This is a genomic window from Frondihabitans australicus, from assembly GCF_003634555.1.
Lineage (GTDB): Bacteria > Actinomycetota > Actinomycetes > Actinomycetales > Microbacteriaceae > Frondihabitans > Frondihabitans australicus.
The window spans coordinates 1,945,905-1,962,698 of the sequence record NZ_RBKS01000001.1 but is presented as its reverse complement, the minus strand read 5'-3'; the positions used below and the strand labels follow the sequence as shown (position 1 = coordinate 1,962,698).

At 70.5% G+C, this 16,794-nt stretch carries 19 protein-coding genes; 8 read left to right on the top strand and 11 right to left on the bottom strand.

Going from position 1 to position 16,794, the window contains the following annotated elements; translation table 11 throughout:
- A complete protein-coding gene (locus tag C8E83_RS09115; RefSeq protein ID WP_121369562.1) occupies positions 1-312 on the top strand; it encodes a helix-turn-helix domain-containing protein in 312 nt (103 codons plus the stop codon).
- Here C8E83_RS09115 and C8E83_RS09110 read toward each other — a convergent pair.
- From C8E83_RS09110 to C8E83_RS09085, 6 genes are all read right to left on the bottom strand, one after another.
- Positions 302-583, bottom strand: a complete 282-nt coding sequence (locus C8E83_RS09110) for a hypothetical protein (RefSeq protein ID WP_121369560.1) — start codon at positions 581-583, stop codon at positions 302-304. The genes C8E83_RS09115 and C8E83_RS09110 overlap by 11 nt on opposite strands.
- Before the next feature lie 167 nt (positions 584-750).
- Positions 751-1,548, bottom strand: coding sequence for a hypothetical protein (locus tag C8E83_RS09105; protein ID WP_245981543.1), 798 nt, complete (start codon positions 1,546-1,548; stop codon positions 751-753).
- Positions 1,549-1,558: 10 nt separating this feature from the next.
- Positions 1,559-2,377 (bottom strand): ABC transporter ATP-binding protein, encoded by an 819-nt coding sequence (locus C8E83_RS09100; RefSeq protein WP_121369558.1) that lies wholly within the window; start codon positions 2,375-2,377, stop codon positions 1,559-1,561.
- On the bottom strand, positions 2,377-3,189 hold the full coding sequence (locus tag C8E83_RS09095) for an ABC transporter permease (protein ID WP_245981541.1): 813 nt from the start codon (positions 3,187-3,189) through the stop codon (positions 2,377-2,379). The genes C8E83_RS09100 and C8E83_RS09095 overlap by 1 nt, the downstream gene beginning before the upstream one ends.
- An 84-nt stretch (positions 3,190-3,273) precedes the next feature.
- Positions 3,274-3,966: a phosphocholine cytidylyltransferase family protein gene (locus C8E83_RS09090; RefSeq protein WP_121369556.1), complete on the bottom strand. Its 693-nt coding sequence runs from the start codon at positions 3,964-3,966 to the stop codon at positions 3,274-3,276.
- Between the two features lie 658 nt (positions 3,967-4,624).
- Positions 4,625-5,209 carry a hypothetical protein gene (locus tag C8E83_RS09085; RefSeq protein WP_147430126.1) on the bottom strand — a complete coding sequence of 195 codons (585 nt, stop codon included), beginning with the start codon at positions 5,207-5,209 and terminating at the stop codon, positions 4,625-4,627.
- On the opposite strand from C8E83_RS09085, the gene C8E83_RS09080 reads away from it, so the two are divergent.
- Both C8E83_RS09080 and C8E83_RS09075 read left to right on the top strand, forming a co-directional pair.
- Positions 5,187-6,515: an ATP-binding cassette domain-containing protein gene (locus C8E83_RS09080; RefSeq protein ID WP_245981539.1), complete on the top strand. Its 1,329-nt coding sequence runs from the start codon at positions 5,187-5,189 to the stop codon at positions 6,513-6,515. The genes C8E83_RS09085 and C8E83_RS09080 overlap by 23 nt on opposite strands.
- The gene (locus tag C8E83_RS09075; protein ID WP_121369553.1) at positions 6,491-8,056 is read left to right on the top strand and encodes an ABC transporter permease; all 1,566 of its coding nucleotides are present in this window, start codon (positions 6,491-6,493) and stop codon (positions 8,054-8,056) included. Before C8E83_RS09080 ends, C8E83_RS09075 begins: the two co-directional genes overlap by 25 nt.
- A 14-nt stretch (positions 8,057-8,070) precedes the next feature.
- Here C8E83_RS09075 and C8E83_RS09070 read toward each other — a convergent pair whose 3' ends face one another.
- The 3 genes from C8E83_RS09070 to C8E83_RS19460 are packed head-to-tail and all read right to left on the bottom strand — an operon-like array spanning position 8,071 to position 10,549.
- Entirely contained in the window at positions 8,071-9,651 is a 1,581-nt protein-coding gene (locus tag C8E83_RS09070) for a glycosyltransferase (protein WP_211331680.1), read from the bottom strand.
- Positions 9,648-10,271 carry an exosortase R gene (gene xrtR / locus C8E83_RS09065; protein ID WP_121369551.1) on the bottom strand — a complete coding sequence of 208 codons (624 nt, stop codon included), beginning with the start codon at positions 10,269-10,271 and terminating at the stop codon, positions 9,648-9,650. Before xrtR ends, C8E83_RS09070 begins: the two co-directional genes overlap by 4 nt.
- Before the next feature lie 41 nt (positions 10,272-10,312).
- Entirely contained in the window at positions 10,313-10,549 is a 237-nt protein-coding gene (locus tag C8E83_RS19460; protein WP_170159888.1) for a hypothetical protein, read from the bottom strand.
- A gap of 103 nt (positions 10,550-10,652) precedes the next feature.
- On the opposite strand from C8E83_RS19460, the gene C8E83_RS09060 reads away from it, so the two are divergent.
- A complete protein-coding gene (locus tag C8E83_RS09060) occupies positions 10,653-10,943 on the top strand; it encodes a DUF3039 domain-containing protein (RefSeq protein ID WP_121369550.1) in 291 nt (96 codons plus the stop codon).
- 18 nt (positions 10,944-10,961) lie between these two features.
- Here the strand turns inward: C8E83_RS09060 and C8E83_RS09055 are convergent, their stop codons facing one another.
- Positions 10,962-12,212 (bottom strand): nicotinate phosphoribosyltransferase, encoded by a 1,251-nt coding sequence (locus C8E83_RS09055; RefSeq protein ID WP_245981938.1) that lies wholly within the window; start codon positions 12,210-12,212, stop codon positions 10,962-10,964.
- Positions 12,213-12,322: 110 nt separating this feature from the next.
- Between C8E83_RS09055 and murI the strand changes: the two genes are divergently transcribed.
- The 3 genes from murI to C8E83_RS09040 are packed head-to-tail and all read left to right on the top strand — an operon-like array spanning position 12,323 to position 14,575.
- Positions 12,323-13,186: a glutamate racemase gene (gene murI / locus C8E83_RS09050; RefSeq protein ID WP_121371826.1), complete on the top strand. Its 864-nt coding sequence runs from the start codon at positions 12,323-12,325 to the stop codon at positions 13,184-13,186.
- Between the two features lie 28 nt (positions 13,187-13,214).
- Positions 13,215-13,943 (top strand): ribonuclease PH, encoded by a 729-nt coding sequence (gene rph, locus C8E83_RS09045; protein ID WP_121369546.1) that lies wholly within the window; start codon positions 13,215-13,217, stop codon positions 13,941-13,943.
- Positions 13,940-14,575, top strand: coding sequence for a non-canonical purine NTP pyrophosphatase (locus C8E83_RS09040; RefSeq protein WP_245981537.1), 636 nt, complete (start codon positions 13,940-13,942; stop codon positions 14,573-14,575). The genes rph and C8E83_RS09040 overlap by 4 nt, the downstream gene beginning before the upstream one ends.
- 2 nt (positions 14,576-14,577) lie before the next feature.
- Here C8E83_RS09040 and C8E83_RS09035 read toward each other — a convergent pair whose 3' ends face one another.
- Positions 14,578-15,321 (bottom strand): DedA family protein, encoded by a 744-nt coding sequence (locus tag C8E83_RS09035; RefSeq protein WP_121369545.1) that lies wholly within the window; start codon positions 15,319-15,321, stop codon positions 14,578-14,580.
- A 199-nt stretch (positions 15,322-15,520) separates the two neighbouring features.
- Between C8E83_RS09035 and C8E83_RS09030 the strand changes: the two genes are divergently transcribed.
- The gene (locus C8E83_RS09030; RefSeq protein WP_121369542.1) at positions 15,521-16,792 is read left to right on the top strand and encodes an MFS transporter; all 1,272 of its coding nucleotides are present in this window, start codon (positions 15,521-15,523) and stop codon (positions 16,790-16,792) included.
- Positions 16,793-16,794 lie beyond the last annotated feature (2 nt).

The following is a 16,794-nucleotide window of genomic DNA, read 5'->3' as shown; positions in this document are numbered from 1 at the left end:
GTGCCCGGACCGACTTCTGACGCCTCGCGAGTGCTCGGCGAACGCATTCGCGACGAGCGGCTGCGCCTGGGACTCAGCCAGGACGACATCGCCAACCTCGCCGGCATGAACGTCTCGAACTACGGCAAGATCGAGCGAGGCATCGGCAACCCTGTGCTCATCACGATCGTGCGGCTCGCCGTCGTCCTGGGCGTCGACCCCGGCTCGCTCGTCGCGGGGATCGGCGCCGAGCACCTGCCCGACGGGCAGGAGACGTACACGGCCGCCGACTTCGTGCGCGAACGGCGCAGCCGGGGCACGCTCAGAAGCTGAAGCGCCAGAGGTACTCGGTGCCGTCGGGCCGGAACCACCGGAGGACGGCGACCGAGCCCCGCTCGAGGTCGGGCCCGACGACGGTCAGGGACACGTCGCCGCCCGAGGTGAGCACCGGCACGTGCACCGGCTCGAGGTGGCCCGGGCCGAGGAGGGTCGCGCGCAGCCCCCGGATCGGTTCGTCGCCGAGGTTGCACACGCGGTAGACGCGCGGGGCGCCCTCGCGATCGATCCAGAGGGGGACTTCGTAGGCGACAGATCGGCTGCTCATGCCCAGAACCTTAGGAGCGACGTCCGACGCGGAAGGCCCCGGAGAGGCGTCCCGCGGGCACACCGGTGGATAACTCGTCGGCGCCTGGCGCCTGGGGAGAACAGGCGGCGCCGAACGGGCTGCACGATCCCCTCGGTGTCGATCGCCGCCGGCCTGAATCCGCTCGGTCAGGCGTCGAGTTCGGGCAGGAACGTCGCAGGAGCGGGCCCGAACGCCGACCGCGAACTCGTCACGACCTTTCGGCCCAGCGTGTGGTTCCCGGCGCCGCCGATCACGGCGCCGATGCCGAATGGGATCGCGCGGCCGACGATCGAGACGCTCTGGCTGCGTACGAAGCGCTTGACGAACTGCTTCCGGATCAGGTCGGAGACACCCGACACGGCCGCCTTCGGCAGCTGCTTGGTCACGAGATCGCCCCAGAAGGCCGAGCGGACGGGGCCGTGACCGATGGCCTCGCCGGCGAGCTGCTTCACCAGGTCGACACCGGGCCCACCGAGCATCATGGCCATGACGAGGGTGCGTGCTCGCTCGGGATCGGTGACGGCGACCCCGTGCACCTCGGTGACCGACTGCGCGAACAGGGCGCTCGCCTCGAGGAAGTAGGCCGTCTCGGCTCCGGAGAGGGCCAGGGAGACCCCGATGCCGACGCCGGGGATCACGGCGCTCGCCCCGACGGCGGCGCCCCCGGTCGTTACGGCGGCGAGGTACTCGCGCTCGAGCGTCCGGATGATCTGGGCCGGCGTGTGCTCGGGGTGTCGACGGCGCAGTCGGCGCACGTGCGACACCACGAGGGGATGCTGCACGGCGAGCACGCGGTTGAGGCTCCGCTGCCAGGTGGGGCTCGTCACGTCGGACTCCAGCCCTGCTCCGAGCCGCCGGAGCGACGAGCCCTGCACCGGCAGATCGCGCTGCAGGTCGAGGTCGGAGCCGGTCGGGGGAGTGACGGGGGTCTTGTCGCGTCGCATCCTGCGGACCCTACGCCGTGGTGGTGGGAGCCTCCTGCGCGGAGAGGGTACGGCTCGCCTTCGCCCGGGCCTTGGCGGCCGAGCGCGCCTCGATGTCGGCGTTGTAGCGGTCGAGGGCCTCGTCGATGTCGCCGTCGAAGACCAGCTCGCCGCCCTCGAGGTAGAGGCCGCGGCTGCAGAAGCGACGGAGATCCTTCTCGTTGTGCGACACGAAGAAGAGGGTGCGGCCGTCGCTCAGCATCTCCTCGATGCGCTCGTAGCACTTCTCGCGGAACGCGCGGTCGCCCACCGCGAGCACCTCGTCGACGAGCAGGATCGGCTCGTCGAGCCGGGCGATGACAGCGAACGCGATACGCACCTGCATGCCGCTCGAGAGGTGCTTGTACGGGGTGTCGACGAACTTCTCGATCTCGGCGAACTCGATGATCTCGTCGAACGCCTCGGTGATCTCCGCCTTCGACATGCCGTGGAGTCCCGCGGTCAGGTAGACGTTGTCGCGCACGCTGAGGTCGGCCACGAACCCGCCGGTGATCTCGATCAGGGGGGCGACGCCCTCGTGGACGGCCACGCGCCCCTCGTCGGGGAGCATGACCTCGGCGACCAGCTTCAGGAGGGTCGACTTGCCCTGGCCGTTGCGACCCACGACGCCGATCGACTCGCCGGCGTGCACGTCGAAGCTCACGCCGCGCAGCGCCCAGAACTCGCCGGGGCGCGATCGGCGACTCGAGTCGGCGAAGAGGTCTTTGAACGAGCGCCTCGCTCGCTTGTTCCGCCGGAACTTGATGCCGGCGTCCGTCACCCGGATCACGGGATCGTGTCGCGTCGCCATCAGATCTCCTTCAGGATCGCGCGCTCGCAGTAGCGGAACACGAGGATGCCGATGCCGAGGATCACGAAGCACATGACGGCGCCGATGACGGCCTCGTACTTGATGAGCTCGCTCGGGAAGAACGCCGCACGGTAGATGCCGAAGATGCCGGTCAGCGGGTTGAACGCCATGATGTGTCGGAACTCGTGGGGGAGGCTCTTCGACGAGTAGATGACCGGCGAAGCGTAGAACCCGAATCGCAGGATCAGCTTGGTCGCCCTCTCGAGGTCGCGGAAGAACACGACCAGCGGCGCGATGATCAGGCTGATGCCGGTGATCAGCACGATCTGCAGGAAGAACGCGATCGGGAAGAGCACGACCTGCCAGTGCAGCTGCGCGTGGAACACGATCGCGAAGAACGCGAGCACCGGCAGGCTGAACAGGAACTCGATGCCCTTGGACGACACGACCCGGTTGACCCAGATGGTCCGGGGGATCTTCGTCGACCGCACGAGCTTGGCGTCGCTGATGAAGGCCTTCGTGCTGTCGGAGACCGACGAGTTGAACCACTGCCAGGCCAGCAGCGCGCTCAGGAGGAAGACGATGTACGGGTCTTCGCCGACATTGCGGTGGAACACCTTCGTGAAGACGAACCAGTAGATGCCCGACATGAGCAGCGGGTCGAGGATCGACCAGAAGTAGCCGAGCACACTCGTCGAGTAGCGCACCTTGAGGTCGCGCTTGGTCAGGAGCCAAAGCACCTGGCGGTAGCGGGCGAGCCCGGCGGCGCGCTGGCGCTGGGCCGGAATCGGCCTCTCGATCGTTGCTGTCACGGTGTCCTCAGGGTTGCGGGGACACCCTGCGTCGGAGTCCGAGCGCTCCGCCCGCGCCCTCCCTCAGGAGGAGCGGGCCGCGCCTCAGACGAAGAGGTTGGCGCGCTCGAGATCTTCGGCGAAGTCGACCTCGACGGCGTAGAGGTCGGAGATGTCCACCGGCACGAAGCGTAGACCATTCTGCTCGATGCCCAGCTCGATGCCGCGCTCGAAGTAGTCCTGGTTGTCGACGCGACCGAGCTGGCGCACGAGGGCCGCCTTGTCGCGCTTCGACACGAAGTTGATGCCCACGGCCTCGCCGAGACCATGCTTGACCTGCTTCGAGAGCTCGTCGATGAAGCCCTCGGCGTCGGTGGTGTACTTCACCTCTTCGTCGGAGACCTTGGCGGTGTTGACCGAGACGAACGACTGGTCGGAGGCGATGAACGGGGCGGCGCGCTTGAGAGCCGCCGGGTCGAAGACGACGTCGCCGTTCATCCAGAGCACGCCGCTCGAGCCGGTCGCCTTGAGGGCGCGCATGAGGCTCTTCGAGGTGTTGGTCTGGTCGTACTGCTCGTTGTAGACGAAGCTGGCGGTCGGGAACGCCTCGACGATGTGCTCGTACTTGTAGCCCACGACGACGGTGATCTTCACGTCGGCACCGAAGGCCGCGCGGATGTTCTCCATCTGCTGCTGCATGATGGTGCGGCCGTCGGCCAGCTCGGTCAGGCACTTGGGCAGCGAGCGACCGAGGCGGGTGCCCATGCCTGCTGCGAGGATCACGATCTGAGTGCTCACGTCTTGTCTCCCTTGAAGGTGGTGCCGCGGGAGGCTTCAGTGGCGGCCACGGCTGACCCCGGGCGGAACCCGACGGTCTTCGTCGGGTCTGTCACCAGCGGGAGTCGACGCGGGTTCACCATGAGTTCACCGGGCGTTTCGAGTCTCGGACACGTCACTGTGCATCCACAGCCTACCCGCACCCCTCGAATCAGGGGCGGAATACTCAGGGAGTCGTTGTCGTACCGTGACCTGACCGTACCGGGTCGTTCGGCTTTTCGGGGGATGGACGACGTGTTCTGCGGGCCCTTCGCCCGTGTCGGCCACCGTATCCGTCTCTCGCGGGAAGTCGTCGGGTTCGGCCGGGAGCCGGTTGGTACGGTGGGGCCACGATCGGCGGCGACGACCCCTTCGACCACGGAGGTCGCGCCGAGCCGACCACGAGCCTCAGCACGAGACCGGGCAAGCACCATCACGGGCACAGCGAATCACAGGGGAGCACAGTGACGAACGCCGACGCCGAACCGCAGGGCGCAGCAGACGCTGCCGCCGAGGCCCCGACGAGCGCCGACGACGAGTCGCCGCAGACTCCGGCGGCCCCTCGACGCCCCGCGGCGAAACGGGGTACGTCCTCGCCGGCTCGACGCACCTCGACCGGGTCGTCCGCCCGCACTCCGCGTCAGGGCGCAGGATCCGAGACCGGCTCGCCCGAGAGCGCCTCGTCGACGCCGACCGGCCGCACCCCCCGTGCCACGCCGCCGGCCACTCGTCGACGGACGACGCCGAGCACGACGAGCACCCCGAAGGCCGCAGGTGCGGCCACGCCCGGAGCCCCGAAGCCCACTGCGGCGGCCAGATCGGGAAGTGCCGCGAAACCGGCGGGTCCCGCGAAGCCGGCGGGTGCGGCGAAGCCTGCGGGTGCGGCGAAGCCCGCGGGTGCGGCGAAGCCTGCGGGCGCCGCGAAGACCGCGGGTGCCGCGAAGGCGCCCGCGTCCACGAGGTCCTCGTCCGCGGCGAAGGCCGCTGCTACGGCGAAGCCCGCAGCTGCGGCGAAGACCGCCGGGGCGACGACGAGCCGGAGCACGACGCGGGCCACGGCCTCGAAGCGAGCCGCGGCCGCCGCCCCGCCGGCGGAGGTCGTCGCCGAGACCCCCGTGGTCGCCACGGCGAGCGAAGTCGTGATCGAGGGGCCCTCGGCTCCTACGGGCCCTGAATCGCCGCGAGCGGCCGCCTCGGCGCCCGTGAGCCCTGCGCCGATCGTCACGCCGCCTCCCGCGAAGCCGACGGACGTCAGTACCGAGGGGCAGGTGCGTGACGGCGACGGCTCCGGTGAGTCGGGCGCGGCCGAGCGTGCCGCCGCGGCCGGCGAGAAGGTGTCGGCGCTGTTCAGGTCCGCGCGGAGTCGGGTGCGCGCCGGCGTGGAGCGAGCGCGAGCGAGCGCGGCCAACGGAGTGCAGGTGCCCGCACCCGAGGCGCCGGTCGCCGAGGCGGAGGCGCCCGCACCGGAGGCGCCCGTCGTCGAGCCCGAGGCGCCCGTCGCGGAGGCGCCCGTCGCGGAGGCGCCCGTCGTCGAGCCCGAACCTCTCGTCGAGGCGGATCCCGCCGCGGAGCAGCAGGCGCCCGTCGTCGTGCCCGACGCGCCGACGGCGGAGCCGGAACCCACGCACGAGCCTGAGCTCGAGCCCGCGCCCACGCCCGTGCCCGACACGGTCGCGGAGGAGGCGCCGACGCCTGCTCCTGCGCCCGTGCCGCGCACAGCTGTCCTGCCCCCGGCCGTCGCGCCGGTGCCCTCCGACGCGCCGGTCGTGCTGGCCGTCGAGGGCCTGGTGAAGCGCTACGGGTCGACCGTCGCCGTCGAGGACGTCGACCTTGAGATCCGCGCGGGATCGTTCTACGGAATCGTCGGCCCGAACGGCGCCGGGAAGACCACGACCCTGTCGATCGCCACGGGGCTCCTGCGGCCCGACGCCGGGCGGGTCACGATCCTGGGCGCCGACGTCTGGAGCGGCGACGCGGCCGAGGCGGCGCGCGCCAAGCGGTCTCTCGGAGTCCTGCCGGACCGTCTGCGTCTGTTCGACCGGCTCACCGGCGCGCAGTTCCTCTACTACGCCGCGACCCTGCGGGGTCTCGACGGCGCCACCGCCCGCAAGCGATCCGCTGACCTCGCGCGCGCATTCGGTCTCCACGACGCCCTTGGCCGTCTGGTGAGCGACTACTCGGTGGGCATGACGAAGAAGGTCGCGCTCGCCGCGGCCATCATCCACTCGCCGCGCGTGCTGGTGCTCGACGAGCCGTTCGAGTCGGTCGACCCGGTGTCGGCGGCGACTGTCACCGAGATCCTGCAGCGGTACGTGCGCGGCGGCGGGACGGTCCTGCTCTCGAGCCACAGCATGGACCTCGTCGAGCGCATCTGCGACAGCGTCGCGGTCATCGTCGACGGGCACGTGCTCGCCGAGGGCAGCGTCGACGCGGTCCGCGAGGGCAGGTCGCTGCAGGAGCGGTTCATCGAGCTCGCCGGAGGATCGGCCGCGACGGAGGGGATGGAATGGCTGCACAGCTTCTCCGACTGAGGCTGCTCTCGATCGCGAACCTGCTGCGGTTCGGCCTCCGTCAGGCCGCGGCGACGGTCGTCACGATCCTGATCGTCGTCGTCGCGTCGATCGTCGTCTCGCAGCTCGCCAGCCAGCTCCGCGCCGACCCGATCGGCGAGGTGCAGGCGCTCGTCGTCGGCGGCGGAGCACTGCTTCTCGTCGCCTTCTTCGTCGCTCCGTTCGCCACGACGCGGCAGGCGTGGACGGCGCCGCAGAGCCTCTACGGCTACGGATTCGGCCCCGACCGTGTCGCGCTCGGCCTCGGCCTCATCGGCGCGATCGGACTGCCCGCCCTGTCGCTCGTCATCCTCGGCATCGGCTACGTGCGGTCGTGGGGCGAGGGCCCCGGCATCGCAGCGCTCGCCGTCGTCGCAGCGGTGCTCGCCGGCCTCACCGCGTGGCTCCTGGCGCTCGTCGGCGCCACGCTCAACGGGCTGCTGACCGCTCGGCGGTCGCGCGAGCTGCTCGTCGTCGGCGGCGTCGTGGTCGCCCTGCTCGTGATCCCGCTCGTCGTCGACCTGGTGCGCGTGCTCCTGCCCGGCCGCTATCACGGCGACGGCACCGCCGCCGGCGCCCTGGCGTGGACGCCGTTCGGCGCCGCGCTCGCCCTTCCGGCCTCGGCCGCCGCCGGCGACACGGGCCGAGTCGTCGCCGGGCTCGTCATCGCCCTCGTGACGATCGCCGTGCTGTGGGCGATCTGGCGAACCCTCGTCGCCAGGGCCCTGAGTCGCCCGGAGGCTCCGGCCCGCGCGTCGGAGCACGTGGGGCTCGGCTGGTTCGACCTCACCACGGCGAGCCCCGCGGGCGCGATCGCGGGCCGCAGCCTGACCTACTGGGTGCGCGACGCCCGCTACCGCTGGTCGCTCGTGATCCTTCCGTTCGTGCCCCTGCTGATCGTGCCGCTCGGCATCGCCGGGGTCGACTGGGCGACGCTCGCCCTCGTTCCCGTGCCACTGATGTGCCTGCTCCTCGGCTTCATCCCGCACAACGACGTGGCCTACGACAACACCGCGCTCTGGATCCACATCTCGTCGAACACGCGCGGCCTCGCCGACCGGCTCGGCCGGCTGGCCCCGCCGCTGGTCATCGGCCTGCCCCTCGCCGTCGTCGGGTCGCTCGTGGCCGTGTGGCTGCACGGCGACTTCTCGGCCTTCGCACCCGAGCTCGGCGTGTGTCTCTCCCTGCTCCTGACCGGGCTCGGGCTGGCCAGCATCGTCTCGGCGGCGCTGCCCTATGCGGCCGTCCGCCCCGGCGACGACCCGTTCCAGCAGCCGCAGGCGTCGTCGCCGGCGGCCGGACTGTCGCAGACGCTCATGTTCGCGGGAGCCCTGCTGCTGAGCGTCCCGGCCGGCTGGCTCGCCGTCCGCGCCACGGTCCTGGGGGCGCAGGATCTGATCGCCTCGGCGTTCTGGACCGGTCTCGGCACCGGCATCGTCGTCCTCGCGGCCGGAGTCCTGCTCGGCGCCCGCGTGTTCTCGCGGCGTGCACCCGAGCTCCTGGCCTTCGCCCTCCGCAGCTAGGGCGTGCCTCGCGATCAGGCGGCGACGCCCGCCGTCACTCGAGCACGCAGCCGCTGGCGGTCCCGCTTCATGACGGGCAGTGCCGGTGTGACGACTGTGATAGGCGCAGGAGCCGCGATCGTCGGCACGACCTGAGCGTTCTCGCTCACGTCGTCGCTCGCCGACGCGGCGGACGGTGCCGACTCGATGGCCGGACCCGCCGCGACGGGCGCCTCGGCCTCCACGACGAGCGTGGTGGCTCGGCGAGCGGGCGTCGCGCCCGCCGCCGGCGCCGCGGCGCCCGCTTCGCCCTCGACGACTCGGACGGTTTTGTCCCAGCCCGTCCGCCCGCGGATCATGCGGTAGAGGGCGCCCCAGGCGCAGATGAAGGACAGGTAGTTCATCACCAGGAAGGCGTGGCCCATCAAGATCGCGCGGGGGAGGCCGACTCGGCGATCGCGGCGGAAGTACACGGTCGTCGTCATGAGCGAGGGTGCGAAGGTGAGGACGTACCAGAGGAAGCCGCCGATGATGGCGCTCTGCCAGCCGGTCACGTAGGAGAAGACCGACCCCGCGTTCGTGATGAAGCCGTAGAGGGTCCAGTGCCAGAGGATCGACCAGGGGAGGTCGAAGAGCCACGGCACGGCCAGGTAGGCGGAGAGCTCGAGGGCGCGCGCGTTGTTCAGCGTGGGGTCGCGCCAGACGTCGACGATGCGCTTGCCCGCGGTCATGTGGCCCTGGTACCAGCGTCGACGCTGGATGATCAACCGCTTCAGCGACTCGACGGCCTGCTGGTCGACGGAGGCGAACGGCGTCGTGTCGAGCTTCCAGCCCGAGGTGGCGAGGGACAGCGCGAGGTCGAGGTCTTCGGTGAGCGAGGACGACCAGGGGAGCCCGCCGAGTTCCTGCAGGGCGCTGAGTCGCGTGAACTGGCCGTTGCCGCCGAGGCTCACCGTGCCGGTCTTCTTGCGGCCGAACTGCGTGATCGCGGACATCGACCAGAACTGGAAGTCCTGGAAGCTCGTGAGGAAGTTCGTGCGGCGGTTGCGGATTCGGACCGCGAGCTGGACGCCGCCGACGGTGGGGTCGTCGAAGAGAGGCAGCACATGCGACATGGCGCCGTCCGACAGCTTGCCGTCGGCGTCCATCACGCAGATGAGGACTTTCTCGGGGTCCTGGCCGCGCTCGGTGACGAGGCGTTCGACGAGCCGGTACGCGTCGTTCAGGGCTTCGCCCTTGCCCTGGCGGGCGTTGGGTGCGACTCGGCGGAGCACGATCGTGTCGTCGCCGCCCGCCGCCTCGGCGAGTGCCGCCGTGTCGTCATCCGAGCCGTCGTCGATCATGATCACCGTCGAGCGCTTCCCGCCCGTGAGCGAGGCGACGGTCTGGCTGATGACCGCGGCCTCGTTCAGGCCCGGGATCAGGAAGTAGGTGTCGAACGTGGCCGGCTCGCTCTCGAACGGCTTGCCGTAGGTGGTGTCGCCCTGGACCGCCAGCTTGGTCTTTCCCTTCCGCAGCTCGTGCATGCCGGCGAGCATGGCGGCGAGGAAGTAGACGAGCGAGAGGCAGATGACGATCGCCGCGATCGCGCTGATGGCGGCGAAGACCAGGCTCATCGGCCGGCCTTGATCGTGGCCTTGCGGTCGGAGCGCTTGGCGCCGATGACCACGATGCGGAAGAAGACCGCGAGGCAGGCGGCGAGGCCGAAGAGCATCAGGAAGCTGCCGCCCAGGCTGTGGGCCCACTCGAAGGCGTCGTGACCCCAGGTGCCGAAGACGAAGCCGAGGGCGAGGATGCGGAACTGGTTGAGGAGGGCCATGCCCACGAGGGCGATGCCGGTCGCGAGCGCGATGCGTCGAAGTCGCAGGCGCCGGACGAGCGTCAGGAGGCCGCCGAAGATGGCGATCGGCCCGATGTACAGGGCGATGCTGCACTCTTCGGTGACTCGGAGCACGAAGCCGCGACCGAGGTAGGTGTAGAGGATCGACGGGTCGTTGCCCGGAAGGATCAGGGAGATCGCCGACGAGGCGAAGGTCGACCGCATCAGGAAGGCATTGATCACGGTCTCGAGCCGGCGGAAGTCGAACTCGAAATAGATGAGTGCGGCACCCCCTGCGACGAAGGCCGCCGCCGCGAGGAGGCGGAGGGCGAGCCCGAACGACGAGCGTCGGCGACGCCGATTCGCGCGCGGGCGGAGGGGCAGTGAGTCCGGCTGAACGGAGGAGAGAGAGCTCATCGTTGTCCCAATCGGGTTAGGGGCGGGTTGTGAGAGGTGTTTCAGTGACGGTGCTTCGGCCGACGCTGGAGGATGAGTCGCGTGCGCAGGATCAGCAGGCCGCCGAGGAGGAAGGAGCACGACAGGACGACCCAGGGCAGCGTGTCGAAGCCCGTGTAGGCGAGAACCGCGGTACCGGCGATGCCGCCGGCGATCGGGGTGCCGATTTCGTACATGCGGTGCTCCTTGACGTGGGCGGTCGCCCTGAGGGCGGCCAGGCGGGTTGGTGCGAGATGCACGAGCAATATTACCTGAAATACAAAATTTAGCAACAAAGAATACGAATACCGACACGCAGGCGGCGTGATGGTGCACGGTGGGTCGCGGCGTACGATGATTCGCATGAGCGACACAGGCACCGGATTCGGCGGCGACACCCAGGGCGGCGGCACCGACGTGCTCGACCGCGAGCTCGAGAGGCTCCTCGACGACGAGGCGATCGAACCCGGCGACCACGAGCGCTTCTCGCACTACGTGCCGAAGAACAAGATCATGGAGTCAGCGCTCACCGGCAAGCCGGTGAAGGCCCTGTGCGGCAAGAAGTGGACGCCGGGCCGCGACCCCGAGAAGTTCCCCGTGTGCCCCACGTGCAAGGAGATCTTCCAGAAGATGCAGGAGCGCGAGGGGCAATAGGATCCTGCGCCCTGGCCCCTACTCGAAGCGGGTCGGAATCGCCGCTTCGCCGCGGCCCAGGCTAAACGCCGACGCCGGGAGCTCGCCGATGGCGGCCTCGCGATGCTCGCGTGCGAGCGCCACGCCCGACGTGCCGGTGTAGCGGTCGTCGATCTCGCCCCCGGTCACGAGGGGGACCAGCAGTGTCCGCTCGGAGGCGCGGACGGTCTGGTCGTCGACGCGGATGATCTCCTCGGCGGCGACGCCTGCGCGCCGTGACCGGACCGGGAACTTGCGGCCGCCGACCGTGGCCTTCTCGGCCGACTTCTTGCCCACGGACACCCACGCGCCGTCGGCGTTCTTGTGTGCGACGAGCTTGAAGACCATCGACGCGGCCGGGTGACCCGAGCCGGTGACGACGCTCGTGCCGACTCCGTAGGAGTCGACGGGCGCGGCGCGAAGAGCGGCGATGGTGAACTCGTCGAGGTCGTTCGTGACCGTGATCTTCGTGCCCGTCGCACCGAGCGAGTCGAGCTGGGCGCGGACGGCGGCCACGAGCTGCGGCAGGTCGCCGGAGTCGATGCGGACGCACCCGAGCTCGGGCCCCGCGACCATCACCGCGGTCTCGACGGCCTTCTCGATGTCGTAGGTGTCGACGAGGAGCGTCGTGCCCGACCCGAGAGCGTCGACCTGAGCGCGGAAGGCGGCCTCCTCGCTGTCGTAGAGCAGCGTGAACGCGTGCGCGGCGGTGCCCATGGTCGGGATCCCGTAGCTGCGCCCCGCCTCGAGGTTGCTGGTCGCGCCGAAGCCGGCGATGTAGGCCGCGCGGGCGGCGGCGACCGCGCTGCGCTCGCCGGTGCGACGCGAGCCCATCTCGGCCAGCGGACGGCCGTCGGCGGCCGACACCATGCGCGCGGCCGCGCTCGCGACGGCGGAGTCGTAGTTGAAGACGCTCAGAGCGAGGGTCTCGAGGAGCACGGCCTCGGCGAACGACGACTCGACGACGAGGATCGGCGAGTTCGGGAAGAAAGCCTCACCCTCGCGGTAGCCCCAGATGTCGCCCGAGAAGCGGTAGTCGGCCAGCCAGTCGATCGTCGCGGAGTCGACCACCCGCTCGGAGGCCAGCCACTCGAGCTCCTGCTCGCCGAAGCGGAACCGGCGCAGCTCGTCGAGGAAGCGGCCCGTGCCCGCGACGATGCCGTAGCGCCGCCCCGGGGGCAGGCGCCGCGTGAAGACCTCGAAGACGCTGTCGCGGAGGGCCGTGCCGTCGCGCAGCCCGGCCTCGAGCATGGTGAGTTCGTACCGGTCGGTGAGGAGCGCGCTGGTCACGGGATCAGCCTAGGCCCGTGCAGGGTCTCGGATCCTGCTGTCCACAGGGCGGGCCGATAGGGTGGGTGATCGTGAGTGACGGGAACGACGCGCCGATCGGGGTCTTCGACTCCGGTGTCGGAGGCCTCACCGTCTCGCGGGCGATCATCGACCAACTGCCGCGCGAGTCGATCCTCTACGTCGGCGACACCGAGCACATGCCGTACGGCCCGAAGCCGATCGCCGAGGTGCGCGAGTACGCGCTCGCCGTCATGGACGACCTCGTGGCCCAGGGCGTCAAGCTGCTCGTGATCGCCTGCAACACGGCCTCGGCGGCGGTCCTCCGCGACGCGCGCGAGCGCTACACCGGTGCCCACGGCATCCCCGTCGTCGAGGTGATCCAGCCGGCGGTGCGCGCCGCGATGAAGGCGACGCGCTCGCAGCGGGTCGGCGTGATCGGCACCCAGGGCACGGTCAACTCGCGCGCCTACGAGGACGCCTTCGCCGCCGCCCCCGACCTCGAGCTGCACACGCGGGCCTGCCCCCGCTTCGTGGAGTTCGTCGAGCAGGGCGACACCTCGAGCCCGGAGCTGCGCGCCGTCGCCGAGGCGTACCTGGCGCCTCTCCGCGACGCGCACGTCGACACGCTCGTGCTCGGCTGCACGCACTACCCGCTCATGTCGGCGGCGATCCAGTACGTCATGGGCCCCGACGTCCGGCTCGTGTCGAGCGCCGAGGAGACCGCCAACGACGTCTACTCGACCCTGGTGGCCCACGGGCTTGAGAGGGGCGCAGGAGCAGGCGCACCCCGCTACGACTTCCAGGCCACCGGCCCCGACCAGCCCGGCTTCATCCGCCTCGCCAAGCGCTTCCTCGGCCCCGAGGTCTCGACGGTGAGCCACCTCGAGACGGGCACGATCGACCTCCCCGCGGGCTTCGCGCGCGGGCACCACTGAACCGCGTCACGCACACCGGGAGTAACTCATGACGATCCGCGCCGACGGCCGACAGGCCGACCAGCTCCGCACCATCACCATCGAGAAGGGCTGGAGCGCCCAGGCCGAGGGGTCCGCCCTCATCAGCTTCGGCTCGACGAAGGTGCTCTGCACCGCGTCCTTCACGAACGGCGTGCCGCGCTGGCTCACCGGCAAGGGCAAGGGCTGGGTCACGGCCGAGTACGCGATGCTTCCCCGCGCCACGAACTCGCGCAACGACCGCGAGAGCGTGAAGGGCCGCATCGGCGGGCGCACGCACGAGATCTCGCGCCTCATCGGGCGCAGCCTCCGTGCCGTCGTCGACACGAAGGCGCTCGGCGAGAACACGATCGTGCTGGACTGCGACGTCCTCCAGGCCGACGGCGGCACCCGCACCGCGGCGATCACCGGCGCCTACGTCGCCCTCGCGCAGTCGATCGAGTGGGGCCGCGAGAACGGCTTCATCGGCAAGAAGGCCGTGCCGCTCACCGACAGCGTCTCGGCGGTGTCGGTCGGCATCATCGACGGCGAGCCCATGCTCGACCTCGCCTACGTCGAGGACGTCCGGGCCGAGACCGACATGAACGTCGTCGTCACCGGCACGGGCGAGTTCGTCGAGGTCCAGGGCACCGCCGAGGGCGCGCCGTTCGACCGCGACGAGCTGAACGCGCTGCTCGACCTGGCCGTGGGCGGCGCGGTCGACCTGAGCCGCTTCCAGCGCGAGGCGCTGGGCCTGTGACCGTGCAGGTGGTGCTCGCGACGCACAATGCGCACAAGGTCGACGAGCTGCGTCGGATCCTGGGCCCGGCCCTCGGCGACGTCGAGCTGATCGGCTACGACGGTCCTGAGCCGGTCGAGGACGGCGACACGTTCGAGGCGAACGCGCTCATCAAGGCGCGCGCCGCCGCGGAGCACACCGGCCTGCCCTCCATCGCCGACGACTCGGGCATCTGCGTCGACGCGCTCGACGGAGCGCCGGGCATCTTCTCGGCGCGCTACGCCGGCACGCGTGACGACGGCGACAATCTGCGGCTCCTGCTGACCAACCTCGACGCCCTGGGCGACGGGGTCTCGCGCGACGCGCAGTTCGTCTGCGCGGCGGCGCTCGTCGTGCCGCCGCCGGTCGGGGCAGTGGGGCCCGACGGCCCGCCCGACGCCGCCGCCAGCGACGAGCACGTCGAGCTGGCCACCTGGCCGGGCACGGTGCTGACCGGGCCTGCAGGATCCGGAGGCTTCGGCTACGACCCGATCTTCCGCCCCGAGGGGTCCGACCGGAGCGCCGCCGAGCTCACGCAGGACGAGAAGGACTCGTCGAGCCACCGCTCGCAGGCGTTCCGGGCGCTCGCGCCGCGGATCGCCGCCCTGGGCTGAGGCTAGGCGTCGACGGACGGCACGTCTGCCGTCTGAGGCTCGCTCGCGGCGGCCTTCTTCGCCTTGCGGTTGCCGCGCCACACGTGCAGGGCGACCGACCCGCCGGAGACGACGACCGCGGCGAGCAGGACGAAGTCGATGTACTTCTCGACGAAGTGCGCGACGGGCGGGATGTGGCCGAAGCCGAAACCGAGCATGGTGATGCCGAAGCCCCAGGCGACGGCGCCGATCGCGTTGTAGAGCGAGTAGCGGCGGTAGCGCATGTGCGAGACGCCGGCCAGGATCGGCGTGATCGTGCGCACGACCGGGACGAACCGGGCCAGGATCACCGCGAAGGGGCCGAAGCGGTCGAAGAACGCGCTCGTGCGCTTGACGTTCTCGGACGAGAACAGCCCGCTCTCTCGGCGCTCGAAGATGCGGGGGCCGACCTTGTGGCCGATCAGGTAGCCGAGTTCGCCTCCGAGGAAGGCGGCGAGGGCGATCGCGAGGGCGATGACCCAGATGGGCACGCCGAGGTTGTCCTTGTTCGTGGCGGAGAAGACGCCCAGGATCACGAGCAGCGTGTCGCCCGGGAAGACGATGCCGATCAGCAGGCCGGTCTCGGCGAAGATGATGGCGCAGACGCCGAGGACGGCCCAGGGGCCGAAGGCGTGGATCAGGTGCTCGGGGCTCAGGAACGACAGCGTCGACGCCGGTAGCGCCGTGGACGCGTGGAGCAGTGCGGTGTTCAAGAGCTGCGGCAGCATCGGAGTCCTTCTGTCGTCGTCTCGCAGCCATCGGGAGAGAGCCTTGTGATCGGTCGAAAGCTTACGGGACACCGTCTTCGAACGGGCTGGTGATCGGCAGAACGGCACCGGCGGACCATGCCGATGCGACCAGCGGATGACCCGGTGTCGCAGGAGCCGAGGTCGGCCCGCCCGGTCGCCCGGGGCTAGTCTCGAATCGATGACTCAGTCGACCGCCTCGTTCTCGATGCGGTCCGTTGCACTCGCGGCCTTCCTGCCCGCAGCCCTCTTCGCCGTCGGCGAGGGCGCGATCATCCCGATCATCCCGGTGGCGAGCGACAGTCTGGGCGCGTCGCTCGCTCTCTCCGCCTTCGTCGCGGCGCTGATCCTCGTCGGCGAGCTCGTCGGGGACATCCCGAGCGGCTGGCTGGTCGCGCGCACCGGGGAGCGCCCGGCGATGATCGGGGCGTCGCTCGTCGCGGTGGTCGGCCTCGTCGTGTGTCTCGTGGCGCCGAACGTGGCGGTCCTGTCGGTCGGGATCTTCCTGGTGGGGCTCGCGACCGCCGTGTTCGCCCTCGCCCGGCACGCCTTCATGACCACGTTCGTGCCGCCCGAGATCCGGGCGAGGGCCCTGTCGAGCCTCGGCGGCGTGTTCCGCTTCGGCTACTTCGTGGGGCCGTTCCTCTCGGCCGGAGTGATCCGGCTGACCGGCTCGACGCAGTCCGCGTTCTGGATCGACATCGTCGCCTGCCTGGCGGCCGCGGCGGTGCTCGTGCTGGTGAAGGACCCCGGGGCGGAGCTTCGCGAGCGCACACTCCGGGATCCTGCGGCCCCGTTGTCGACCGGCGAGGTCGAGGTGAAGCGCGAGTCGGAGGGACTGTTCCCGACGCTGTGGCGCTACCGGGGCCTGCTCGTGAAGCTCGGCTCGGGTGCGGCGCTCATCGGCGCGATGCGGTCGGGCCGTCAGGTGATCCTGCCGCTCTGGGCCGTGTCGATCGGCATCGGGTCGAGCGAGACGGCGCTCATCATCGGCATCGCGGGCGCCATCGACTTCGGCCTCTTCTACACGTCGGGCTGGATCATGGACCGCTGGGGACGCATGTGGAGCGCGATGCCCTGCATGGTCGGCCTCGGCATCTCATACCTCGTGCTGTCGGTCACGCACGCCCTGCCCGCGAACGTCACCTGGTTCATCGGCGTGGCGATGTTCATGTCGCTGGCCAACGGCGTCGGCTCCGGGATCCTCATGACCCTCGGCAGCGACCTGGCCGACAAGGACGATCCCGCGCCGTTCCTCGGCGCCTGGCGGTTCACCGGCGACTTCGGGTCGGCGGCCGCCCCTCTCGTCATCTCAGGGTTGACCGCCCTCGTCTCGATCTCTCTCGCCAGCGGGGTGATGGGGGTCCTCGGGTTCATCGGCGCCGCGATCCTGCTCCGCTACGTTCCGCGCTACGCGCCGCACCGGCCACGGAAGGCCGCCGCCCTTTCGTAGAA